Origin of the sequence: Streptomyces griseosporeus, from assembly GCF_014656055.1 — a bacterium.
GTDB lineage: Bacteria > Actinomycetota > Actinomycetes > Streptomycetales > Streptomycetaceae > Streptomyces > Streptomyces griseosporeus.
This window is the reverse complement of the sequence record NZ_BNBR01000004.1, coordinates 181,107-203,103: the sequence shown is the minus strand read 5'-3', so window position 1 is coordinate 203,103 and position 21,997 is coordinate 181,107. Positions and strand designations below refer to the sequence as shown.

20 protein-coding genes, 3 tRNA genes and 1 pseudogene are annotated in these 21,997 nt (G+C 73.5%); 16 read left to right on the top strand and 8 right to left on the bottom strand.

Going from position 1 to position 21,997, the window contains the following annotated elements; translation table 11 throughout:
• The first annotated feature begins 188 nt into the window (after positions 1-188).
• From IE308_RS19945 to IE308_RS19915, 7 genes are all read left to right on the top strand, one after another.
• Positions 189-1,154, top strand: a complete 966-nt coding sequence (locus tag IE308_RS19945; RefSeq protein WP_190218981.1) for a phosphatase PAP2 family protein — start codon at positions 189-191, stop codon at positions 1,152-1,154.
• Positions 1,096-2,259, top strand: coding sequence for a hypothetical protein (locus IE308_RS19940; protein WP_190219374.1), 1,164 nt, complete (start codon positions 1,096-1,098; stop codon positions 2,257-2,259). The genes IE308_RS19945 and IE308_RS19940 overlap by 59 nt, the downstream gene beginning before the upstream one ends.
• Complete coding sequence (locus IE308_RS19935) at positions 2,250-3,863, top strand: hypothetical protein (protein WP_190218980.1); 1,614 nt, start codon at positions 2,250-2,252, stop codon at positions 3,861-3,863. Before IE308_RS19940 ends, IE308_RS19935 begins: the two co-directional genes overlap by 10 nt.
• Positions 3,860-5,218: an AAA domain-containing protein gene (locus IE308_RS19930; RefSeq protein ID WP_190218979.1), complete on the top strand. Its 1,359-nt coding sequence runs from the start codon at positions 3,860-3,862 to the stop codon at positions 5,216-5,218. Before IE308_RS19935 ends, IE308_RS19930 begins: the two co-directional genes overlap by 4 nt.
• Before the next feature lie 192 nt (positions 5,219-5,410).
• On the top strand, positions 5,411-5,782 hold the full coding sequence (locus IE308_RS19925) for a DUF8844 domain-containing protein (protein WP_190218978.1): 372 nt from the start codon (positions 5,411-5,413) through the stop codon (positions 5,780-5,782).
• A 163-nt stretch (positions 5,783-5,945) separates the two neighbouring features.
• Positions 5,946-6,512, top strand: coding sequence for a bifunctional DNA primase/polymerase (locus tag IE308_RS19920; protein ID WP_110628395.1), 567 nt, complete (start codon positions 5,946-5,948; stop codon positions 6,510-6,512).
• Positions 6,503-6,576 (top strand) — tRNA-Lys (locus tag IE308_RS19915). Before IE308_RS19920 ends, IE308_RS19915 begins: the two co-directional genes overlap by 10 nt.
• 92 nt (positions 6,577-6,668) lie before the next feature.
• Here IE308_RS19915 and IE308_RS19910 read toward each other — a convergent pair.
• Positions 6,669-8,027: a M6 family metalloprotease domain-containing protein gene (locus IE308_RS19910; protein ID WP_190218977.1), complete on the bottom strand. Its 1,359-nt coding sequence runs from the start codon at positions 8,025-8,027 to the stop codon at positions 6,669-6,671.
• A gap of 359 nt (positions 8,028-8,386) precedes the next feature.
• Between IE308_RS19910 and IE308_RS19905 the strand changes: the two genes are divergently transcribed.
• The gene (locus tag IE308_RS19905; protein WP_110628396.1) at positions 8,387-10,225 is read left to right on the top strand and encodes a putative bifunctional diguanylate cyclase/phosphodiesterase; all 1,839 of its coding nucleotides are present in this window, start codon (positions 8,387-8,389) and stop codon (positions 10,223-10,225) included.
• On the opposite strand, the gene IE308_RS19900 is transcribed toward IE308_RS19905, so the two are convergent.
• The 3 genes and pseudogenes from IE308_RS19900 to IE308_RS36990 form a co-directional block, all read right to left on the bottom strand.
• Entirely contained in the window at positions 10,201-11,307 is a 1,107-nt protein-coding gene (locus IE308_RS19900; protein ID WP_190218976.1) for an LLM class flavin-dependent oxidoreductase, read from the bottom strand. The two genes, IE308_RS19905 and IE308_RS19900, sit on opposite strands and share 25 nt — an antisense overlap.
• A 123-nt stretch (positions 11,308-11,430) precedes the next feature.
• On the bottom strand, positions 11,431-12,171 hold the full coding sequence (locus IE308_RS19895; protein WP_190218975.1) for a maleate cis-trans isomerase family protein: 741 nt from the start codon (positions 12,169-12,171) through the stop codon (positions 11,431-11,433).
• A pseudogene (locus IE308_RS36990) lies at positions 12,168-12,338 on the bottom strand (maleate cis-trans isomerase family protein); the annotation flags it as partial. The pseudogene IE308_RS36990 and the gene IE308_RS19895, both read right to left, overlap by 4 nt.
• 201 nt (positions 12,339-12,539) lie before the next feature.
• On the opposite strand from IE308_RS36990, the gene IE308_RS19890 reads away from it, so the two are divergent.
• The 7 genes from IE308_RS19890 (at position 12,540) to IE308_RS19860 (ending at position 17,861) form a co-directional block, all read left to right on the top strand.
• Positions 12,540-13,496 carry a D-2-hydroxyacid dehydrogenase gene (locus IE308_RS19890; protein ID WP_190218974.1) on the top strand — a complete coding sequence of 319 codons (957 nt, stop codon included), beginning with the start codon at positions 12,540-12,542 and terminating at the stop codon, positions 13,494-13,496.
• Positions 13,497-13,644: 148 nt separating this feature from the next.
• Positions 13,645-14,580: an ectoine/hydroxyectoine ABC transporter substrate-binding protein EhuB gene (gene ehuB / locus IE308_RS19885; protein WP_190218973.1), complete on the top strand. Its 936-nt coding sequence runs from the start codon at positions 13,645-13,647 to the stop codon at positions 14,578-14,580.
• On the top strand, positions 14,577-15,293 hold the full coding sequence (ehuC, locus tag IE308_RS19880; RefSeq protein ID WP_190218972.1) for an ectoine/hydroxyectoine ABC transporter permease subunit EhuC: 717 nt from the start codon (positions 14,577-14,579) through the stop codon (positions 15,291-15,293). Before ehuB ends, ehuC begins: the two co-directional genes overlap by 4 nt.
• Positions 15,290-15,940: an ectoine/hydroxyectoine ABC transporter permease subunit EhuD gene (gene ehuD / locus IE308_RS19875; RefSeq protein ID WP_190218971.1), complete on the top strand. Its 651-nt coding sequence runs from the start codon at positions 15,290-15,292 to the stop codon at positions 15,938-15,940. Before ehuC ends, ehuD begins: the two co-directional genes overlap by 4 nt.
• Positions 15,930-16,712, top strand: coding sequence for an ectoine/hydroxyectoine ABC transporter ATP-binding protein EhuA (ehuA, locus tag IE308_RS19870; protein ID WP_110628403.1), 783 nt, complete (start codon positions 15,930-15,932; stop codon positions 16,710-16,712). Before ehuD ends, ehuA begins: the two co-directional genes overlap by 11 nt.
• Before the next feature lie 195 nt (positions 16,713-16,907).
• Positions 16,908-17,666 carry an IclR family transcriptional regulator gene (locus tag IE308_RS19865; protein WP_110628404.1) on the top strand — a complete coding sequence of 253 codons (759 nt, stop codon included), beginning with the start codon at positions 16,908-16,910 and terminating at the stop codon, positions 17,664-17,666.
• Between the two features lie 121 nt (positions 17,667-17,787).
• Positions 17,788-17,861: transfer RNA gene (locus IE308_RS19860), tRNA-Lys, on the top strand.
• Between the two features lie 80 nt (positions 17,862-17,941).
• Here IE308_RS19860 and IE308_RS19855 read toward each other — a convergent pair.
• The 4 genes from IE308_RS19855 to IE308_RS19840 form a co-directional block, all read right to left on the bottom strand.
• Positions 17,942-18,373 carry a DUF3592 domain-containing protein gene (locus tag IE308_RS19855; RefSeq protein WP_110628405.1) on the bottom strand — a complete coding sequence of 144 codons (432 nt, stop codon included), beginning with the start codon at positions 18,371-18,373 and terminating at the stop codon, positions 17,942-17,944.
• A gap of 91 nt (positions 18,374-18,464) precedes the next feature.
• Positions 18,465-19,070 (bottom strand): lytic polysaccharide monooxygenase auxiliary activity family 9 protein, encoded by a 606-nt coding sequence (locus IE308_RS19850; protein ID WP_190218970.1) that lies wholly within the window; start codon positions 19,068-19,070, stop codon positions 18,465-18,467.
• Between the two features lie 122 nt (positions 19,071-19,192).
• Positions 19,193-20,320, bottom strand: coding sequence for an SPFH domain-containing protein (locus IE308_RS19845; protein ID WP_190218969.1), 1,128 nt, complete (start codon positions 20,318-20,320; stop codon positions 19,193-19,195).
• Positions 20,321-20,351: 31 nt separating this feature from the next.
• Positions 20,352-21,665, bottom strand: coding sequence for a peptidoglycan-binding protein (locus IE308_RS19840; RefSeq protein ID WP_190218968.1), 1,314 nt, complete (start codon positions 21,663-21,665; stop codon positions 20,352-20,354).
• Between the two features lie 188 nt (positions 21,666-21,853).
• Between IE308_RS19840 and IE308_RS19835 the strand changes: the two genes are divergently transcribed.
• A tRNA-Lys gene (locus tag IE308_RS19835) sits at positions 21,854-21,927 on the top strand.
• Positions 21,928-21,997: the final 70 nt, after the last annotated feature.

The following is a 21,997-nucleotide window of genomic DNA, read 5'->3' as shown; positions in this document are numbered from 1 at the left end:
TCGGGTGAAAGAGAAATCCGCGGCGCGACCCCTCCATCATCGCGCACCCTGGTGGCGGGCAACCCGGGGGGCGATCTCAGCGTCTCTCAGGGCCGGGGGTGCCCGGCGGGGGCGCGTAGGAACGACGTAAAGTGGCACGCCCGCGCCACCGGGTGCCGCAGCGACAATGAAGGGTCAGGGCGAATCGGATGCCGCACACCGAGACACCGGGCATCGAGACAGCCCCGCGGACCCGGCTGCGCTGGTGGACGGAGCTGCCGCTGATCGTGCTGGTGTACGCCTGCTACTCGGCCGGCCGGCTCCTCGCCCGCGGTGACGTGTCCTCCGCCATCGACCACGGCCTGGCGATCCTGCGGATCGAGAAGGCGCTGCGCCTGAACGCGGAGCACCCGCTCAACCGGCTGTTCACGCGCGAGCCGTGGCTCGGCGTCCCGGCGGACTTCTGGTACGCGTCGCTGCACTACCTGGTCACGCCCGCGCTGCTGATCTGGCTGTTCCGGTCCCGGACGGTGCGCTACCGCGCGGCCCGCACCTGGCTGATGACGTCGACGTTCCTCGGTCTGATCGGCTTCACGCTGCTGCCCACCTGCCCGCCCCGGCTGCTGTCCGCGGACCACGGGTTCGTGGACACCATGGCCCACTACAGCTCGTACGGCTGGTGGGGCGGCGAGGCCAGCGCGCCGCGCGGGATGGGCGGCATGACCAACCAGTACGCGGCCATGCCGAGCCTGCACGTCGGCTGGGCGCTGTGGTGCGGCGTGGTCCTGTGGCGCTACGGCGGCACGCGCGCCACGAAGGTGGCCGCGGTGATCTACCCGCTGTTCACGACGATCGTCGTCATGGGCACCGCCAACCACTACTTCCTGGACGCGGTCGCGGGCGCGGCCGTGATGGGCGTCGGGCTGCTGCTGGCCCCGCTGGTGATGCGGGCGGCCGACCGGGCGCGGGTGTGGCTGGCGGCGCGTCTCCCGCTCGTCCCGGGCGGCTCCCGCGACGCACGGGCCCCGATTGTCAGTGGCGAATGCCAGACTTCGGCGGGTGAGCGAATTCCACGGCAGCGCGATGCGCGGCTCGACGAGCCCGGAGCCGAGCCGGGTGCCTCCCCCGCGGACAACGCCGCAGCGGGCGAAGGCGCTCCGGCACCGGCTCGCTGAGCTGCGCGGACCGGACGTACCGGCCAAGGCACTGGACGCACGCGCCCTCGCGGCGCTCGCCGCCAACCCCGGGTGCAGCAGGCGCGCCCTGCTCGACGGCGCCGGGGTGAACAAGGCGGCGCTGGCGAGCGCGCTGGGCGCGCCGTCGGCGTTCGGCCAGTCCCAGTTCGCCCTCACCCGGGGCAACGCGTTCGAGGTGCGGGTGAAGGCGGACGGCGGCGCGGAGCTGCTGCGGCTGGTGCGGGAGAAGCTCGATCCGGGCGCCGAGCCGCCGGAGCGGACGTACGCCCCCGATCTGACCGCGAGCGGCCCCGAGGGCCGCACGGCGCGTACCGCGCTGGCGCTGCGGGAGGCCGTGGAGGCGGGCGGCTGGACGCTGCTCGACCATCCGATGCTCGCGCTGGACGTGGCCGGGTCGCCGGCCTTCCTGGAGCCGGACGCGGTCGTGGTGCATCCGGACGGCTCCTGGACGGTCGTGGAGATCAAGTCGTTCCCGATGCTGGACGGCTCGGCGGACCCCGCCAAGGTCGGCGCGGCGGCCCGCCAGGCGGCGGTGTACGTGCTGGCGCTGGAGGAGGTCGCCGCCCGGCTGGACCCCGCGCCCGAGGTGCGGCACCGGGTGCTGCTGGTGTGCCCGAAGGACTTCTCCAACCTGCCGGCCGCGTCCGCGGTGGACATCCGCAAGCAGCGCGCGGTCACCGCCCGGCAGCTGGCCCGGCTCACCCGCATCGAGGAGATCGCCGCCGGACTGCCGGAGGGCACCTGCTTCTCGCCCGAGCTGCCCGCCGAGCAGCTCACGGCGGCGGTCGAGGCGGTCCCGGCGACGTACGCGCCCGAGTGCCTGGCCGCCTGCGAGCTGGCCTTCCACTGCCGTGACCGGTCCCGCACCGCGGGCGCGGTGACCTCGCTGGGCCGCGCTGTCCGCGCCGAACTGGGCGGCCTGACGACCGTGGAGGACGTGCTGGCCGCGGCCCGCGGGGAGAGCGGCGACCCGGACGACCCGGCGGTGGCCGCGCTGCGCCGGGCGGCGGCGCTGCGCGCCGAGGCCCTCGCGGAGGCTGCGGAGAGCCGCTCCGGAGAGCTGCGGGGGGCCGCGTGTCCCTGATCACCTCCCTCGCCCGGCTGGAGGCCGTCGCCACCGGGCGCGCCCAGCCCGCCGCGACCGTCCGCCACCGGCATCTGTCGCAGCGGCCGCTGGTGCTGGTGCCGCTGACCACCGCCGGTGAGGCCGGCGCCCCCCTCGGCGCGCTGGTCGGGACCGACCGGGACGCGCCGCGGCTGCTCGTCGTACCGCAGCCGCGCGACCGCGATCTGCGGTTCGCGTTCCTGGCCGACCTCGCCGACATCGTCCTGCCGTACATCGAGGGGTACGCCGAAGCGGTCGAGGCCGCCGAGCGCACCGAGACCGACCCGGAGACGGGCAAGCGCGTCAAGGTCGAGGTCGAGCTGTGCGCGGACGCGCCGCAGCTGATCGTGCCGAGCCGCGCGGGCATCGAGTTCGTCCGGCTGCTGGGCCGTTCGATGCGGTTCCGGCGTACGGCGGAGCAGGAGCCGGACACGCCGTACCCGGCGCCCCCGCGCGTGCCGCTGCTCGGCCGGTGGCTGACGCACTACGGGGAGCGGGCCCGGGTGCCGGGCTCCGCGCTGCTGCTGGCGGCGACCGAGCTGCTGTCCCGGCACTGGGCGACCGGCCAGTCCGGCCTGGAGGACCAGCACCTGGGCGCGCTGCTGGCGTGGATCGACCCGCCGGAGGGCAGCTCGGGCGCGGCGGCGGCGCGGGAGGCGGAGCTGGCCCGGGACGGGGACGGGCAGTTGCTGTGCCCGCCGGCGGGGCCGGCCACCGACCCGGCGTTCGACAACAAGCTGCTCGCCCCGGCCATCGAGCGGTACGACCGCGCGCGTACCGCGCTGGCCGCGGCGGAGGACGGGCTGGAGGCCGACAGCCGGCTCGGTGCGCTCACCCGGGCGGAGGAGGAGATCCGCGGGCTGGTCGCGCGGGTCACGCTGCCGACCTGGGACCGGGTGTGGCGGGGCCTGGACCTGCTGCGGGAGTTGCCGGAGGGGTCGCGGGTCGAGGAGCGGTGGACGCGGGACCGCTGGTCGTTCACCGGGCACCGGGACCGGGTGCTGGCCGGTGAGCCGCCGCAGCCGCGCCGCGACGACGCGGTGACCGCCGCCAACAAGCTGGCCGCGCGGGAGCGGGAGCAGGCCCGGCTGGAGGCGCAGGAGGCGCTGGACGATCCGCTGGTGATGGCGGGGCGGCGGCTGGCCGGGGAGGCGTTCGCCGGCGAGGTGACGGACGTGACGATGGCGTACAGCGAGGGCAAGCGGCCCAGCCCGCGCCCGCTGGTGACGGTCCGCACGGACGACCGCCCGCACCTGGCCGAGCGGGCGAAGGTGTACCGCTCGCTGGGCGGCAGACCGCAGGCGGCGGAGTTCGTCGGGTACGCCGACGAGGACGGTGAAAGGGACGCGGACGGCGCGGTCGTGGTGCTGCGGATCGTCGACAAGATGGGCCGCGGCAAGGAGCCGGAGGAGGGGTCCGTGCCCGTGAAGGGCGACCGGGTGTGCTTCACGCTGTTCGAGCACGAGCAGCGCGGCGGCGCGAAACTGCCCGACCCGGAGGACACCCCGTGGACGCACGGCGGGCCGCCCGGGGAGCCGGTGACCGAGGCCGCCGATCCGCTGACCGAGGAGGATGTGCTGTGAGCGCGCCCCAGGCCACCGCCGCCGAGGCCGCCTTCGATCCGGGCGCGGCGGCGGCGCGGGCCACCGACGCGATCCTGCGGGACACCGTGGAGGGGCCGCACCGCGGTGTGGTGGTGGACTCCCCGCCCGGTGCCGGCAAGTCCACGCTGGTGGTGCGGGCCGCGCTGGAGCTGGCGGAGGCCGGGCGCCCGCTGATGGTCGTCGCGCAGACGAACGCGCAGGTGGACGATCTGGTGCTGCGGCTGGCCGAGAAGAACCCGGACCTGCCGGTGGGCCGGCTGCACAGCAGCGACGCCGACCCGTACGACAAGGCGCTGGACGAGCTGCCGCAGGTGCGGACGTCGGCGAAGGCGGGCGAGCTGACCGGGCTGCCGGTGGTGCTGTCGACGGCCGCGAAGTGGGCGCATGTGAAGGTCGACGAGCCGTGGCGGCACGCGATCGTCGACGAGGCGTACCAGATGCGGTCGGACAGCCTGCTCGCCGTGGCCGGGCTGTTCGAGCGGGCGCTGTTCGTGGGCGACCCGGGGCAGCTGGACCCGTTCGCGATCGTCGGCAGCGAGCAGTGGGCGGGGCTGTCGTACGACCCGTCGGCCTCGGCGGTGACGACGCTGCTCGCGCACAACCCGGAGCTGCCGCAGCACCGCCTGCCGGTGTCGTGGCGGCTGCCGGCGTCGGCGGCCCCGCTGGTCTCGGACGCCTTCTACCCGTACACGCCGTTCCGCAGCGGCACCGGGCACGGCGACCGCCGGCTGACGTTCGCGGTGCCGTCCGACGGCTCGGGACCCGACCGGGTGATCGACGAGGCGGCCGTCTCCGGCTGGGGGCTGCTGGAGCTGCCCCGGCGGCACACCCCGCGCACGGACCCGGAGGCGGTGCGGGCGGTGGCGGCGGTCGTACGGCGGCTGCTGGACCGGGGCGGCGCCGCCACCTCGGAGCGCTCGCCCGACCCGGCCCCGCTCACCGCCGACCGGATCGCCGTCGGCACGGCCCACCGCGACCAGGCGGCGGCGGTGCGGGCGGCCCTGGCCGAGCTGGGGGTGACGGACGTGACGGTCGACACGGCCAACCGGCTCCAGGGCCGTGAGTACGACGTCACGGTGGTCCTGCACCCGCTCTCCGGCCGCCCCGACGCCACCGCGTTCCACCTGGAGACGGGCCGCCTGTGCGTCCTGGCCTCCCGCCACCGGCACGCCTGCATCGTGGTCTGCCGCGCGGGCGTGGACGACCTCCTGGACGACTACCCGTCGACGGAACCGGTCCAGCTGGGCACGGTGGTGAAGTTCCCTGATGGTTGGGAGGCGAACCACGCGGTACTGGCGCACCTGACGGAACACCGGGTGGCCTGGCGACCGTGAGCGGCTGGGAGGCGCATCACGCGGTGCCGGCGCGTCTTCGGGAACATCGCGCCGCCTCGCGGCCTTGAGTCTTCCGGCGCCGTCCGAGGCCCCCTTGCGGTGGCGCGAGACAATGGAAGGCGGCGTCCGGGGGCCGCGCGTCCGGTGCGCGTCCCGCACGTCCCGCACATTCCGACGAGGAGGAGACACGACATGGCGGAGCCCACGCCGCGTCGCAACGAACCGCGGCTACGCCCCGCGCCCCTGATCTTCGAGCCCGCCGAGGCGGGTTCCGACCCGGAGCACTTCTTCGACCTGGAGTCGATCGAGGACCCGCAGGCGCTGCTGGCGCGGGCGACGGAGCTGACGCAGGCGTTCCGTGCCGCGACCGACCGCGCGATGGAGTTCCAGGCCATCGCGGCGGCGCAGCTCGCCGACCCCCGGCGCTTCGACCGGATGACGGCGGCGGACATCGCCGAGCGGGCCGCGTGGACCGAGGACTACGCGAAGAAGATGGTCGAGTTCGGCCGCGACCTGCTCCGCAGCGGCGAGGGTGCGGCGGCGGGGTACGCCGACCCGGTCTGACCCGGACTGGCCCGGTCCGACTGCCGGCACGCCCGCGCGGCCCGGCATCGAACACCCGTATGGCATATGCCAGGCGGGCAAGATACTCCTTCCCTCCCCCCACTGTCCCGATTTCCCGCAACTCTGGGGAACCGTTCGCTCACCCCCGGTAGATGTAGACGGCATGAGCAGCAGCCCTTGCCATGTCACGCACGACGGCGCCACCTGGCTCGCCTCCGCGGGAACGTACCCGCGCAGCACCCTGGCCCTGTGGGAGGAACGCCCGGACGCCCCGGTCGTCCTGCCCTGCGGCTCCGCCTTCGACGTCGTCAGCGTGCCCGCCCTGTTCGGCCGCCGCATGCTGGACCGGCTCTGGGACGAGGGGCCGGGCTCGGGCCCGGTGGCCGTCTTCCGCGGGCGGATGCTGATGTTCGCCGCCCCCGGAACCGCCCAGCGCCTGCCCTGGCTGCTGGAGTGGGAGGAGTGGGGCGGCGGCCGTGCGGCGGGCATCCCGCCGCTGCTGTGCCACGGCACCGGCGACGCGGTGACCGTCCCGGCGCCCGTCCCCGCCGGGCCGGAGACCGCCGCGAGCCGCTGGCTGGTCGCGCCGGACACCCGGCACCCGTGGCTGCCCGGCCCCGAGATCCTGCTGTGGGCGGCCGTCCGGGCGGCCCGCGAGGCCGTGCGGATTTCGATTTCGCACCCCGCCGACCAGGATGCTAAGGTCTACGACGTCAGCAGGCGCCGCTAGCTCAGTTGGTTAGAGCAGCTGACTCTTAATCAGCGGGTCCGGGGTTCGAGTCCCTGGCGGCGCACGGCAGTCGAAAGGCCTCTCGCACAGCGAGGGGCCTTTCGTCATGGGCCGGCCCGCCCGGCAATGGGTCGTCCCGCCCGGCCCGGCGCCGGTTCAGTGCCTCGCCTCGACCGCGCCCCCTCGCACCGCCGCCGCCGGTGTGATCTGCACCGTCCAGGCCCCGGACGCCGTACGCCCCTGCACCTCCACCCGCACGCCGTCCCCCGGCACCGTGAAGCTCTCGCCGAGGGAGATCGGCGCGTCAGCGAGGGGCGGGTAGACCGAGCCCTCCCAGCAGGCCTCGCCGCGCGGGTGGGCGTCGATCACCTCGACGGGGCCGCGCCCGGACTCGGCCGTGCTGCGGACCCGGTAGGCGAGGACCCCGCTGCGGCAGACGCCGCTGTCGCTGCCGACCGGTCCGCGCGCCTCCAGGGCGAGGACGCTGTCGGGGCCGGTGCGCACCAGGGCGAGCTTGGTGCCGTGGCCGAGCCCGAAGGCCGGCGCGCCCGCGGCGCCGATGACGGGGACGCCGGGCCCGGCGCCGAGGGGCTCCAGGGTGATCCGGGTCGGCCCGGTGCCCCGCACGCACACCACCTGGCGCGGCTCCAGCCAGCCCAGCTTCCACTTGTGCCAGCCGAACAGGTCGGGGGCCAGCCCGAACTGGCTGCCCATCAGGTCCCAGTCGCCGACGTAGGTGTCCCAGTCGCCCTTGCCGTCCACGGGCCGGTGGTACAGGTCGGGCAGGTCGAAGACGTGCCCGGTCTCGTGGGCGAGGACCAGCCGGTCGGGCGGGTGCTGCTCGAAGACGGTCACCACGCGGCGCAGCGGGGCGCCGTCCGCGTACAGCGGGGTGTCCAGGTTGACGACCTTCGTGGCGTCGGAGTCGACGCCGGGGGCGTCCGGGTCGGCGACCAGGTAGACGATGTCGTAGCGGGAGAAGTCGACGTGCGGATCGGCGGCGGCGAGGGCGTCGCGCAGATAGGCGGCGCGGTCGGCGGCGGCCCAGTCCCGCTGTATGGCGTACGCGGTGGAGGGGCGCGGCATCCGGATCCACTGGCGCAGCGGGTGCGGGCGCAGGGTGAACTTGCCGTAGGAGGCGCGGGCGAAGTAGTCGCTGGTGGCCGGGAAGTGGTCGGCGGCGAGTTCGGCGGGGGTGGTGAGGGGCACGGAGTCGGGGAAGGACAGGAAGACCATGACCGCGTCCAGGGCGTGGGTGGGCCGTGGGTAGGCGGCGTTCCAGGTGTCGACGCCCTCGGAGTGGTGGGCCTCGGTGCGCTGGAGGGTGCAGGGCGCGGTCGAGAAGGGCTCCGCGACCGAGGGGCCGCTGATCAGGGAGGTCGCGGCCACGGCCGACATGGTGGTGAACACGGCGGCGGTGCTGCGCAGTCGGGGCCGCAGCAGCGTCGCGCCCAGTCCCCGGGTGCGCGCGGTGGCCGCACGGGCGAGTCCCTTGAGGCGGAGCTGACGCGGCAACGGGACCTCCGGGTGCGGTGGGGGTGCCCCCGCGCCGACGCGGCGCTGGGGGGAGGAACACCGCACCCAGCTTGTCCGGGTTTATTGCCGTATTGCCTGTTTATCTGATCCAGACGTGTGAGGTATCCGATGACAGGGCAGAACAAGGCGACACTCCCGAACCGCTCACGGAACGTCACAAGCGGTCGGGGGCAGGAAGAAGGCGCCCAGGCGCGAGCAGAAACGATCTGCCGGGAGGGTCCGCGCGCGCCCGGGGGATCCTGAACGGTGGACAGCGGCTGGAAGGGCACCGCACCAGCCTCTATGATCGGCACACTTTCCTGCGCGGACAACGATCGAGTGCACTGCGGGAGCGAGCGGTGAACGGAACGTCCGAAGGGCCGACGCCCGCGACCGATCTTGACCGGTCGGTGATCACACAGAGTGACGAATCCGACTCCGCCCGTGCCGACGAGTCGTACCGCTCCGCCTTCACCGCCGCCCCGCTCGCCATGGCCGTCGTCGACCGCGAGGGCCTGGTCGTACACGCCAACGACACCCTCGGCGCCCTGTTCGGCAGCACGTCCGAGCAGCTCATCGGGCGGGTCGCCGCCGACCTGGTGGACCTGGCCTCCGACGCCCGCACCTGGCACGCCTACCGCGAGGTGCTGCGCGGCCGGCGGGCGAAGCTGCGCTGCACCCGCCGCCTGAAGCACCCCGACGGCCCCTCGGCGTGGGTGCAGGTGACCGTGGCCCCGCTGGCCGACGGCGGGCCCGGTGTCCTGCTGTCCGTCGCCGACATCAGCGCCCGCCGCCAACTCCAGGCGCGGCTGCGGCACTTGCAGATGCACGACCCGGTCACCAAGCTGCCCAACCGCACCCTGTTCTTCGAGCGCCTGACGGCCGCGCTGGAGGCGGAGTCGTACGAACTGGGCGGCACCGGCCGGGTCGGCCTGTGCTACCTGGACCTGGACGGCTTCAAGGCGATCAACGACACCCTCGGCCACCGCGAGGGCGACCGGCTGCTCGCGGAGGTCGCCGAACGGCTGACCCGCTGCGCCGACCAGGCCGGGTACGGCCGGACCAGCGCCCCGCTGGTGGCGCGGCTCGGCGGCGACGAGTTCGCGCTGCTGGTGGAGGACTCCACCGGCACCGACCAGCTCGCCGAGCTGGCCGAGTCCGTGCTGACGGCCCTTCAGGCCCCGTTCGACCTGGCCGGGCAGCGGCTGTCCCTGTCCGCCTCCATCGGCGTGGTCGAACGGCACGCGGCGGGCACGACCGCGACCGGGCTGATGCAGGCCGCCGACACGACGCTGTACTGGGCCAAGGCGGACGGCAAGAACCGCTGGACGCTGTTCGACCCCGAGCGCAACGCCCATCTGATGACCCGCCAGGCCCTCGCCTCCACCCTGCGCCCCGCCATCGAGCGGGGCGAGTTCGTGCTCGACTACCAGCCGCTGGTCGGTATGTCCGACGGCCGGCTGCGCGGGGTGGAGGCGCTGGTGCGCTGGGACCACCCGCGCTTCGGACTGCTCGCGCCGAATCGGTTCATCGCACTGGCGGAGGAGGACGGCTCGATCGTGCCGCTCGGCCGCTGGATCCTGAAGTCGGCCTGCCGGCAGGCCCGCCGCTGGCAGCTGGACCACCCCGACGAGCCGCCGATCTTCGTCAGCGTCAACGTGGCCGTGCGGCAGGTCTGGGACTCCGACCTGGTGGCGGACGTGGCGCAGACCCTCGCCGAGACCGGGCTCGCGCCGCACCTGCTCCAGCTGGAGCTGACGGAGTCGGCGGTGATGGGCTCCGGGGGCCGTCCGCTGCGCGCGCTGCAGGCCCTCAGCGACATGGGCGTACGCATCGCGATCGACGACTTCGGCACCGGCTACTCGAACCTGGCCTACCTCAGCCGGCTCCCGGTCGACGTGCTGAAGCTCGACGGCTCCTTCGTGCGCGGCTTCCAGTACGAGGGCGGGGACGCGCCGCCGAGCCCCGCCGACGAGGTGATCGTCGAGGCGATGATCCAGCTCGCGCACCGGCTGGGGCTGACGGTCACCGCCGAGTGCGTGGAGACGGCCGCACAGGCCGACCGGCTGCGCGGCATCGGCTGCGACACCGGACAGGGCTGGCTGTACTCCCGCCCGGTGCCGCCGGATCGTATCTCCGAGCTGCTGGGGAGTGTCGCGCCGGTCGGGCCGGGTCAGCCGGCGGTCGGGAACCCGTAGGCGTCGGCGATCAGTTCGTAGGACCGCAGGCGCACCTCGCCGCTGTGGGCGTTGCCGGTGAGCATGAGCTCGTCGGCGCCGGTGCGCTTCTGCAGGTCGTCCAGGCCGGAGCGGACCTCGTCGGCGGTGCCGTGGACGACGTTGGCGTTCCAGGACCGCACGAACTCCTCCTCCATCGGGCTGAACTCGTGCGCCTCGGCCTCCTCCGGCGTCGGCACCAGGCCGGGCCGGCCCATCCGCAGCCGCACCATGTTCAGCGCGGCGGCCCGCACCTGGCGGCGCGCCTCGCGCTCCTCGTCGGTGGCGAGGGCGGCCACCCCGATGAGGGCGTACGGCGCGTCGAGCACCTCGGAGGGGCGGAACGACTGCCGGTACAGGTCCAGCGCCGGGACGGTGTTCTGGGCGGAGAAGTGGTGGGCGAACGCGAACGGCAGCCCGAGCATGCCGGCCAGCCGCGCGCTGAACCCGGAGGAGCCGAGCAGCCAGATAGGCGGCCGGTGCGGGGACTGCACACCGCCGGGCGAGGTGGCCTGGACCGGACCCGGTACGGCGTGGATGCGCCGGTAGGGGTGGCCGTCGGGGAAGTCGTCGTCGAGGAACCGGGTCAGCTCGGCGAGCTGCTGCGGGAAGTCGTCGGCGCCCTCGTCGAGCCGGTCGCTGCGGCGCAGGGCCGCGGCCGTCGCACCGTCCGTGCCGGGCGCCCGCCCGAGCCCCAGGTCGATCCGCCCCGGCGCCAGCGCCTCCAGCGTGCCGAATTGCTCGGCGATGACGAGCGGCGCGTGGTTGGGCAGCATGACGCCGCCCGAGCCGAGCCGGATGCGCTCGGTGTGAGCGGCGAGGTGGGCGAGGATCACGGCCGGCGAGGAGGAGGCGACGCCGGGCATCGAGTGGTGCTCGGCGACCCAGTACCGGTGGAAGCCGCGCGACTCCGTCAGCCGGGCGATGTCGACGCTGGTCCGCAGCGCGTCGCCGGCGGTACGCCCCGCCCCTACGGTGACCAGGTCCAGCACGGAGAGGGGCACGGGCGCGCTGCCCCGCGCGGTCCCTCGGATCTCGTCCCCGGTGGAGTCGGTCGCGGCCACGGGCGTGCCTCCTGCGTGTTGCGGTAGTACGGCATGGATGTACGTCACCGGCTAACAGGAGGGGGTCTCCGGTTTATTCCGCGGTCCGCCCCCTTCTGTTCTCCCGCCCCCGCCCCGCGAGCGTCACGCCTGGATCACCGGCTCCCGCCGGAACAGTGCGCCCAGACCCGGCGCGTTCACGCGGCGGTCCGCCAGGCGCAGGGCCTCCCACACGCTGACCTGGTTCGCGGTGAGGACCGGCTTGCCCAGTTCCTTCTCCAGCCGGGGCACGTACGCGGCCGTGTGCAGGGCCGTGTCCGGCAGGAGCACCGCGTCGGCCTCCGGCAGGTCGGCCGCCCGGGCCAGTGCCCGTACCTCGTCCTCGCCCCAGGCGGCGGCCTCCGCCGCCGTCGCGGTCCCGGCGCCGCGCACGCCGGTCACCTCCACGCCCCCGGCACGCAGGAAGTCCACGAAGAGCCCGGCGACGTCCTCGGGGTAGGTCGCGCCGACGGCGACGCGCCGCACGCCGAGCGCGCCCAGCTCCCGTACCGCGTGCACGAAGGCGAAGGACGTCGAGGAGGCGGCCATCCCGGCCGCCCGGGCGAGGCCGCGGACCTGCTCGTGGGCGCCCTCCCAGCCGTAGACGAAGCTGCCGCTGGTGCAGGCCCACACCACCGACTCGGCGCCGGACAGCCGCAGCTGCTCGACGCCGGCGGCGAGCCGCTCCGGCGCGCCCAGGCGGCGCAGGGCGTCCACCCGGTGGGCGTCCTCGCCGATGTCCGTGTGGACGAGGTCCAGCCGGATGTCGCTGCCCAGGAGCTGCTCGATGCGCGGGTAGTCGTCCTCGGCCGAGTGGCCCGGGTAGAGGAATCCGAGTGCTGTCATGTCCACCCTTCCTGCTGCTGCTCGCCGTCCGGCACCTCCGGCGCGGCGGGGGGCCGCACCCGCGCACCGGCATCGAGCGGTGCCCGGTACGGCCCCACGGCCCGGGTACCCAGCCGGCGCGGCGCCGCCCACATCGCGACGGGCCGGGCCGACGGCACGGGACCGCGTGCCGCCCCGCCGCGCACCGGCATCCTGCCCGCCCGGCGCGGGCACCGCGTCACGGTGGGAGATGCGGGGGTAACGGATCGTACGGGCGCCCCTGTTGACGGCGGTGGGTCGGCCTGCGAGCGTGGTCAATCCGTGCATGTCAGACACCCGGAACCGGTCCGTCCCCCGTGCGGGGGCGGCCCCGGCAGAAACGGCCCCGCATGACCGCCCCCACGATGCCGACCCTCCTCGTCCTGGACGCCGACCCCCCGCCCCGTCTCGGCCGTCTCACCGGCCGCGCCCGGATCGTGCACACGGACGAGGCGGGCCTCGCCGCCCGGCTGCCCGAGGCCGATGTGCTGCTGGTGTGGGACTTCACCTCGCACGCGGTGCGCGAGGCGTGGCCGGGCGAGGGCCCGCGCCCGCGCTGGGTGCACACGGCGAGCGCCGGCGTCGACCATCTGATGTGCCCGGCGCTCGCCGCCTCCGGCACGGTGGTGACGAACGCGCGGGGCGTCTTCGACCAGCCGATCGCCGAGTACGTCGCCGCGCTCGTGCTGGCCATGGCCAAGGACCTGCCGCGCACCTGGGAGTACCAGCGGCAGCGGGAGTGGCGGCACCGGGAGGGCCTGCGGGTGGCCGGCACGCGCGCGTGCGTGGTCGGCTCGGGGCCGATCGGCCGGGCGATCGCCCGCACGCTGAAGGCGCTCGGTGTGACGCCGGCGCTCGTCGGCCGTACTCCGCGCACCGGTGTGCACGGCCCCGCCGATCTGGACCGGCTGCTGGCGCGGGCGGACTGGGTGGTCGCGGCGGCCCCGCTGACGGACGTGACCCGCGGCATGTTCGACGCGCGCCGCTTCGGGATGATGCAGCCGTCGGCGCGCTTCATCAACGTCGGCCGGGGCGCGCTGGTCGACGAGGACGCCCTCGCCGAGGCGCTGTCGAAGCGGTGGATCGCGGGCGCCGCGCTGGATGTGTTCACGCACGAGCCGCTTCCCCCGGGCAGCCCGCTGTGGCGGGTGCCGGGCCTGCTGGTCTCCCCGCACATGAGCGGCGACACGGTCGGCTGGCGGGACGAACTGGGCGCCCAGTTCGTGGAGTTGTACGAGCGCTGGGCGGCCGGCCGGCCCCTGGTGAACGTGGTCGACAAGAGCCGCGGATACGTGCCCGGTCACTGACGGCCGTGAGTGGGTGCCACAGGACGGAAGGGGCGGTCCGGTGCCCGTGAATGGCTGGAAAAGGACGTAGATCTCGTGGCGTGCGCGGGCATGGGTGCCCGGCTGTCCCTGATGCATACATCGCATACCATCGGGTAGCCGCGCGCCCATGGCTCCACCAATAAGAAACAGCCACCACGTCCAGAACACCCGCACCACCCGCCGGATCCCGTCCGGACCCGCCCGCCGGTCGCTGCTCGCGGGGGTCGCGGCGCTCGGCGCGCTGGGGGCCGTGGGCTGCTCCCGCGTGGCCACCGCCTCCACCACCGACGGCGGCGAACTGCTCGACCGGCTGCGCGCCCAGGGCGTCGTACGGCTGGGCATCGCGGGTGAGATCCCGTTCGGGTACATCGACAGGAACGGCGAGCTGACCGGCGAGGCGCCCGAGCTGGCGAAGGTGATCTTCAAGCGGCTCGGGGTGGACCGGGTGCAGCCCGTGCCGACCGAGTTCGGCTCGCTGATCCCGGGGCTGAACTCGCAGCAGTTCGACGTCGTCGCGGCCGGGATGTACGTCAATCCCGAGCGCTGCGAGCAGGTGATCTTCGCCGACCCCGACTACCAGATGCTGGACGCGTTCATCGTGCGCAAGGGCAACCCGCTGGGCCTGCACTCGTACGAGGACGTGGTGAGGAAGAAGGCGCGGTTCGCCACCGGCACCGGCAACGCGCAGATCGACTACGCGGTCGGCGCCGGATACAAGCAGAGCGACATGCTGATCGTCCCCGACCAGGTCGCCGGCCTGAACGCGGTCGAGGCCGGCCGGGTCGACGTGTTCGCCGGTACCGCGCTGACGGTCCGTGAAGTGGTGAAGAAGTCGGCGAAGGCGGAGGCGACCCGGCCGTTCGCCCCGATCGTGGCCGGCAAGCCGTACGTCAGCGGGGGCGCGTTCGCGTTCCGGCCGAACGAGACCCGGCTGCGGGACGCCTTCAACGCCGAGCTGCACAAGCTGAAGAAGAGCGGCGAACTGCTGCGGATCCTCGGCCGGTTCGGCTTCACCAAGGCCGAGATGACCGATCTGACCGCGAAGGAGCTGTGCGGCGGATGACCTCGGGACTGTGGCAACTCGTACTCCACGGCGTGTGGGTGACCGTGCAGCTGCTGGTGCTCAGCGCGCTGCTCGGCGGAGTCGTGGCCTTCGCGGCCGGGATCGGGCGCACCCACCGGCGGTGGATCGTCCGGTTCGTGGCGGGCCTGTACACGGAGGTGTTCCGCGGCACCTCGGCGCTGGTGATGATCTTCTGGGTGTTCTTCGTGCTGCCGCTGGCATTCGGCTGGCAGCTGGTCCCGCTGTGGGCGGGCACGCTGGCGCTCGGGCTGACCTACGGGGCGTACGGCGCGGAGATCGTGCGCGGCGCGCTGATCGCGGTGGACCCGGCGCAGAAGGAGGGCGGCATCGCCCTCGGGTTCACCCCGGCGCAGCGCCTGCGCAAGATCGTGCTGCCGCAGGCGGTGCCGGAGATGATCCCGCCCTTCAGCAACCTGCTGATCGAGCTGCTGAAGGGCACCGCGCTGGTGTCGGTGATGGGCATGGGTGACCTCGCCTTCAGCGGCAACCTGGTGCGGCTGGCGCTCCAGGAGAGCGCGGAGATCTACACGTACGTCCTGCTGATCTACTTCGTGATCGCCTTCCTGCTCACGCGGGGGATGCGCGCGCTGGAGCGGAAGCTGAAGGCCGGGGTCGGCAGGGCGCCGGTGAAGGAGAAGGCGGTCGCGGCGGCTGAGCCGGCCGGCGCCCCGGTCGCGGGAGGTGTCCGATGAACTGGGACTGGAGTGCCGTCTCCGACTTCATGCCGCACTTCTGGGACGGCCTGGTGGTCACCCTGGAGGCGCTGGCGCTCGGCTCGCTGATCTCGTTCGCGCTGGGCCTGGTGTGGGCGCTGCTGATGCGGACGCCGACCCGGTGGGTGCGCTGGCCCGTCGGGGTGGTCACGGAGTTCGTGCGCGACACGCCGCTGCTGGTGCAGCTGTTCTTCCTCTTCTACGTGCTGCCCGAGCGGGGCGTGACGATGTCGGCGCTGACCACGGGCGTCGTCGCGATCGGCCTGCACTACTCGACGTACACGATGCAGGTCTATCGGGCCGGTATCGAGGCCGTGCCGGTGGGCCAGTGGGAGGCGGCGACCGCGCTGAGCCTGCCGGTGCGCCGCACCTGGACGGCGGTGATCCTGCCGCAGGCGGTGCGCCGGGTGGTGCCCGCGCTCGGCAACTACGTCATCGCCATGCTGAAGGACACGCCGATGCTGATGGTGATCACCGTGCTGGAGATGCTCGGCCAGGCCCGGCTCTTCTCCCAGCAGACCTTCCGGTTCACCGAGCCGCTGACCGTGATCGGCGTCGCCTTCGTCGTCGTGTCCTATCTGGCTTCCCTTCTTCTTCGCACCCTGGAGCGCCGTCTTGTCCGTTGACACCAGCAAGCAGCCCCTCACGACGCCCGCCGGCACCGGTCCGCTGGTGCGCCTGGAGCAGGTGACCAAGCGGTTCGGGGACAACACGGTCCTGGACCACCTGGACTTCTCCGTGGACGCGGGCAAGCACGTCACGCTGATCGGCCCGTCCGGCTCGGGCAAGACGACGATCCTGCGGCTGCTGATGACGCTGACCAAGCCCGACGAGGGCACGATCACCGTCGACGGGGAGCGGCTGTTCCCGGCGTCGGAGAAGCAGTGCCGCGAGGTCCGCAAGAAGATCGGGATGGTGTTCCAGCAGTTCAACCTGTTCCCGAACATGACCGTGCTGCGCAACCTCACCGAGGCGCCGGTGACCGTGCTCGGCCTGTCGAAGGACGAGGCGGAGGAGCGGGCCCGGGAGCTGCTGGACCTGGTGGGCCTCGCCGACAAGTGCGACGTGCGTCCGACGCAGCTGTCCGGCGGGCAGCAGCAGCGGGTGGCGATCGCGCGGGCGCTGGCGATGCGGCCGAAGGTGCTGCTGCTGGACGAGGTGACCTCGGCGCTCGACCCGGAGCTGGTCGCGGGTGTGCTGGATCTGCTGCGGGACATCGCGCGCAGCACCGACATCACGATGCTGTGCGTGACGCACGAGATGAACTTCGCCCGGGACATCTCCGACCAGGTACTGATGTTCGACTCCGGCCGGATCCTGGAGGCCGGGCCCCCGGAGAAGATCTTCGGCGACCCCGAGCAGGAAAGGACACGGGAATTTATCAGCGCGGTGCTGTAATTGCATGACGTACCCGATCCGTCACTCCAGGTCGGGACGTGGTTGCAGTCCGGCGGCATATGCCACCGTGTCAGCGTCGCAGTTGAGAGGCCCGTCATCCCGTCAACACCCCCTCCACGCAGGCCGTTTGCCGGTTATCGTGGAGGGGATCCACTGCCCGGATCACGGCCGAAAAGCGACCGCTGGGGGGACACCGTGGCGCTGATGCACGAGCCGACCGCGCCGTACCAGTCGGCCCAGGACGCCCTGCGCGTGCTGGAGACGGTGGCGCGGTACACCACCGGCGTCACCGACGCCGAACTCGCCCGCGAGACCCAGCTCGGCACGGAGCGGCTGACCTCCCTCCTGCTGATGCTGCGTCGCGAGGGATACGTCGAACAGGTCACCGACGGCGCCTATGTGACCGGCGCCGCGCTGAGCCGGCTGGGTGCGGCACAGGGCCATGAGGAGGCGCTGCGCGACCAGCTCCAGCGCACCCTGGACCGGCTGCGCGACTCGGTCGGGGCGGCCGTCTACCTCAGCCGGTACGTCGACGGCGAGGTCAAGGTCACCCAGTACGCGGACGGCCCGGCGACGCCCGCGGTGCACGAGTGGGTCGATTTCCGCTACTCGGCGCACGCGACCGCGGTCGGCAAGAGCCTGCTCACACAGCTCGACCACAACGGCCGCCGGGACCACCTCGCCCGGCACAAGATGGCCCGGCTCACCTCCAAGACGATCACCAGCGACAAGCTGCTGCTCTCCCGGCTGGCCGCGCAGCCGCCGACGGTGCCGGTGCTGGACCTCCAGGAGTACGCGATCGGCACGGTCTGCGCGGCCGTCCCGATCACCGCCGGCTCCTCGGTCGGCTGCCTCGCCCTCTCCCTGCCGGTCGAGCACGCCCACCGCCTGCGCCAGGCCGCCGACGCACTGAACCGGAACGCGGCGCCGGTGCTGCTCTCCCTGGCGATCTAGGACCGTCCTCCGGATCACCCCGGGCCGGTCCCGGGGTGGTCGGGAGCACCCCTCGGGACCGGGTAGTATTTTCTTCGTCGCCAGCCGCGGAGCGGAGATCTCCGAGGTCGGCGGGAGTCATGCGCCGCTAGCTCAGTTGGTTAGAGCAGCTGACTCTTAATCAGCGGGTCCGGGGTTCGAGTCCCTGGCGGCGCACAACCGAGGAGCCCCTCGCGGAAGCGGGGGGCTCCTTCGTGTGCCCGGGCACCCCCGGGCAACCCCCGGGCGCCGGGCGCTCAGACCCCCGACAGGCTCGCCCACTGGGAGAGCAGGACGGCGGCGCCGACGACCAGCATGATCAGGACGAAGACCGTGCCCGCCAGGTCCTTGCCGGGCTGCGGCGCGGACGCCGTGGCCTTGTCCGGCTCGTGGGCGGCGTAGTAGACGAGGACCTCCTCGCCCTGGCCCCGGTCGCGGGGGCCGCCGCTCTCCTTGAAGCGGACGGCGCGTCCGTCGTGGGTGGTGTAGTCGTACTCGTGCCACTGGATCCGGCGGACGGTGTTGTTGACCGCCTGCGCGGTCACCCAGGCCCGCACGACCCTCGCCCGGGCCGTGAGCCCGCTCTCCCAGGCCGCCTGCCGCTGCCGGTACCGGCGGACCGTGGCCACCCCGCCCCAGACGAAGAACGCCACCAGCACCCAGACCAGCACCGTGAACCCGCCGCCCATACCGCCCGCACCCCCGTGCCTCGAACGTCAACTGTGCGCCGGACCCTACCGAACGGGGATCGGCAGGGTCCGGCCGGGAGGGCGACGAGGCTCAGAACGTGACGTCCGAGCAGGCGTAGAACGCGTTACCGGTGTCCGCGATCGTCCACACCGCGAGGATCACGTGGTGGCCGCTCAGCCCCGTCGGCAGGGTGCCGCTGTGGGAGAGCGTGGACGGCGGCCGCTGACCGCCGTAGGGGACGGTCAGGAACGGGGTGAGGTTGAGGTCGGAGCGGGACAGGGCGTGGTTCTGGTTCCAGCCCTGCTTGGTGACGTAGTACTTGAAGTCGGTCGTCGCGTGCATGGCCGTGAACTGCCAGCGGAACGTGTACGACTGCCCGCCGGTGACCTTCGTGGTGGGCCAGGCCGCGCCCGAGGGCGTGACCGGCGAGCTGAGCTGGGCGAACCGGCTCACCCCGCCGTTGCAGAGCTGCCCGTCGGCGGGACCGGAGGCCGGGAAGCCCTTGGGGCCCTCGACGCTCTGCGGCTCCCACTGGATGTCGCCGCAGTTCTTGACCGTGCCGTTGGCGCAGAGCTTCTGCCTGCTGATGGGGAGGTCGGTGTAGCCGTGGCCGCTGGCGCCGCCGGAGGAGAGGACAAGGGCTCCGGTCGTGGCCAGTCCCACCACGGCGGCATACAGCTTGGTCCTTGTGCGCATGCTGCCGCTCCTGGAGAACGTGGGGGATTTCCTGTGAGCCGTGCAGGTAGGTCTAGACCAAGTCGCAGAGTAGGACCGTTAGTTGAACATGTCCATACCAACCGCAGGGTCGGTTGCCCCCGTCACGGCCCGCCCTCCCCGCGCCCCGCGCAGAACGCCACGGTCAGGTCCTTCACCAGCGCCTTGCGCTCGTAGTCGTCCAGTTCGACCAGCCCGCGCATGGTCAGCCGGGTCACCGTGTCCTCGACCGAGTCGACCACCGAGGTGAGCACGCTCGCCCGGTGCTGCGCGTCCAGCGCGGCGATCCGCCGGCGCTGCATCGCCGCGGCGACCTCCGGCGCGTACTCCACCCGCACCGGCTGCACCGAGAACACCTCCAGGCCTACCGGTGCCGTCTCCGCCGCGACCAGCCGGGTCAGCGCGTCCGCCGCCGCCTCCACGGGCGCGCGTCCGCCGCCCGGCATGTCCACCGGCACCCGCGCCAGCGCCGCCTCGACGCACTCACGCAGATAGGTCTCGTGGTCGTCCACCCCGAGGACGGCCCGCGCGGTGTCCCGCACCCGCCACACCACCAGCACGACCACCCGCAGGGCGACCCCGTTGCCGTCGGCGGCCGGCATGGCCTCGCTGCGCCAGTGCCGCAGCCGTACGTCCACGCGGCGGCGCAGCAGCAGCGGGTTGACCCACATCAGGCCGGTGCGCCGGACCGTGCCCCGGTAGCGGCCGAACAGCCCGAGCACCCAGGCCCGTCCGGTACGGCCCCGGGCCAGCCCGCCGAACCCGAACAGCCCCAGCGCGCCCGCCCCCGCGTACGCGGCCCACTGCACCGGACCCAGCCCGGCCCCGGCCACGGCCGGCAGCCCGAGCGCCCCGGCCGCCACCGGCGGCAGCAGCCCCGCCCACCAGGAGGTGGCCGCGCACCCGGCCGCCCCGCACACCCCCGCCAGCACCCCGACCGCCCCCGGCAGCACCCGCCCGGGCCGCTCCCCCAGCTCCGGGTCGACCCGCGGCACCGGACGCCGGCGCACCGGCGCGGCCGGCCGGCGCACCCGGGGCTGCTCGCCGGTGCCCTGCCGGCGGCCCACCACGGCCGGGCGCAGGTGCACCGGCTCGGGGTCGGGGTCGTCGCGGAAGAGGAGATGGACGGGGATCTCGGTGGTCGCCTCGTTCTGGATGAGCCGGGCCGGACGGGACGGGCCGCCCTCCGCCGTCCCCTCGAACTCGGGCGTCGATTCGGTGGTCGTACTCATGCCTGCCTCCAACCGCTCCGCGATCCTGACCTCACCGGAAGAGCCGCCGCCAGGTCTCCGGGCCGGGGTAGCCGTCCGCCGCGCCGCCCCGCCAGCCCTGGGCGCGCTGGAACGCCTCCACGTTGCGCCGGTCCGCCTCGCCCCAGCGCGGGCCCGGGCCGCTGGTGTAGAACCGGCCGAACCCCTTCTTCACCAGCTGCCGGCCCAGCTGGGTGACGTGGGCGTTGTTCGCGCCCGGCCGGAACATGCCCCGGCCCGGGAAGGGCGGGACGGTGCCGGGCTTGCCCTCGGCGGGCGGCGCCGGGGTCGCGGGCTTCGTCGCCGCCGGGATGTCCTTGCCCTTGCCCTCGACCAGCAGCGCCCAGGTGCGCGGGCCGGGGTAGCCGTCGGCGTCGGCGCCCGTCCAGCCCTGCGCCTGCTGGAAGGCCTGCACGGCCCGGCGGTCGGCCTCCGTCCAGCGGGGGCCGGGGCCGCTGGTGTAGAAGCGCGCGCCGCCCCGCGCGACCAGCATCTGCCCGAGCAGGGTGACGTACTGGTTGTTCGCGCCGGCGCGGAAGTACGACGCCCCCGGGAAGGGCGTCTGCCCCGGCGGGACCTCCGCCGGTTCCGCCTCCCCGCCGCCGGTGCTCGCGCTAACGCCCTTGTAGCGGTAGGGGACGTACTTGGCGGTGTTGCTCCAGTAGGGGTAGGGGGTGGCCTGGCGGCGGGTGACGGGGCGGGTCTGCTCGTAGGCGACGTAGTAGGTGTGGGTGTAGTCCGTCCAGCCGCCGAACATCACCACGTGCGAGCCGCGCTCGGGGTCGGACGGGTTGTGGAAGAGCAGGATGTCGCCGGGCTGCAGTTCCTCCTTGGTGATCCGCTCGCCGTACTGGTCGAGGCTGCCGGTCCACTCGTTGCCCGGCAGGTTCCAGGCCATGGAGACGAAGCCGGAGCAGTCCTGCCGGTACCCGTCCGACCAGTACGTGGTCATGCTGTACGGCACCTGCGCCGCGACCCAGGTCTTGGCCCGCCGGATGATGTCCGCCCGGGTCGTCTCCCTGATCTTGATCACCGGCTTGGCCGGCGTGCCGCCCGGGCCGTGCAGCGGCGCCTTGCTCCCCTGCGGGGTGTCGGGCTCGTCACCTGCGGGAACGCCGGGTCGGCCGGGGGCGTGCGGGGCCGCCGCGGCCGGGGCGGCGTGCGCCGAGGTGAGCGCCGTGGCGGCGGCGGCCGCCACGACCAGCGCGGCGCGGTGCGCCGGGGGGCGGCCCGGCGGCGAGACCGGGAGCACCCGCCGCCAGTGGACGCATCCGGGGCAGTCGCAGTCGCTCACGGGGTCGATCTCCTCGAAGACCGGAGTCTCCATGCGATTCCCCTCACACTCCAGCTGGAAATGTCCACTCCTGTGCACATTGATCAGTTTTCCAACTGTCACGCCGGAGCGCATGCTGACGGTCCGAATGATGTACGTCATGGACATAATCGAACAAAAGGGGCGGGACGTGGTGGTCGGAACCACCCCTGGGGGTCATGTAGAGTTATCGACGTCAGCAGGCGCCGCTAGCTCAGTTGGTTAGAGCAGCTGACTCTTAATCAGCGGGTCCGGGGTTCGAGTCCCTGGCGGCGCACAGACAGCAGGGCCCCTCGCAGGCGCGAGGGGCCTTCTGCATGCCCGGAACATGAGCCGTCGCGGCAATC

Coding starts and splice junctions, on each gene's coding strand:
- IE308_RS19945 (WP_190218981.1), top strand. CDS start 189: ATGCCGCACACCGAGACACCGGGCATCGAGACAGCCCCGCGGACCCGG.
- IE308_RS19925 (WP_190218978.1), top strand. CDS start 5,411: ATGGCGGAGCCCACGCCGCGTCGCAACGAACCGCGGCTACGCCCCGCG.
- IE308_RS19920 (WP_110628395.1), top strand. CDS start 5,946: ATGAGCAGCAGCCCTTGCCATGTCACGCACGACGGCGCCACCTGGCTC.
- IE308_RS19895 (WP_190218975.1), bottom strand. CDS start 12,171: ATGACAGCACTCGGATTCCTCTACCCGGGCCACTCGGCCGAGGACGAC.
- IE308_RS19890 (WP_190218974.1), top strand. CDS start 12,540: ATGACCGCCCCCACGATGCCGACCCTCCTCGTCCTGGACGCCGACCCC.
- ehuB (WP_190218973.1), top strand. CDS start 13,645: ATGGCTCCACCAATAAGAAACAGCCACCACGTCCAGAACACCCGCACC.
- ehuC (WP_190218972.1), top strand. CDS start 14,577: ATGACCTCGGGACTGTGGCAACTCGTACTCCACGGCGTGTGGGTGACC.
- ehuD (WP_190218971.1), top strand. CDS start 15,290: ATGAACTGGGACTGGAGTGCCGTCTCCGACTTCATGCCGCACTTCTGG.
- IE308_RS19855 (WP_110628405.1), bottom strand. CDS start 18,373: ATGGGCGGCGGGTTCACGGTGCTGGTCTGGGTGCTGGTGGCGTTCTTC.
- IE308_RS19850 (WP_190218970.1), bottom strand. CDS start 19,070: ATGCGCACAAGGACCAAGCTGTATGCCGCCGTGGTGGGACTGGCCACG.
- IE308_RS19845 (WP_190218969.1), bottom strand. CDS start 20,320: ATGAGTACGACCACCGAATCGACGCCCGAGTTCGAGGGGACGGCGGAG.
- IE308_RS19840 (WP_190218968.1), bottom strand. CDS start 21,665: ATGGAGACTCCGGTCTTCGAGGAGATCGACCCCGTGAGCGACTGCGAC.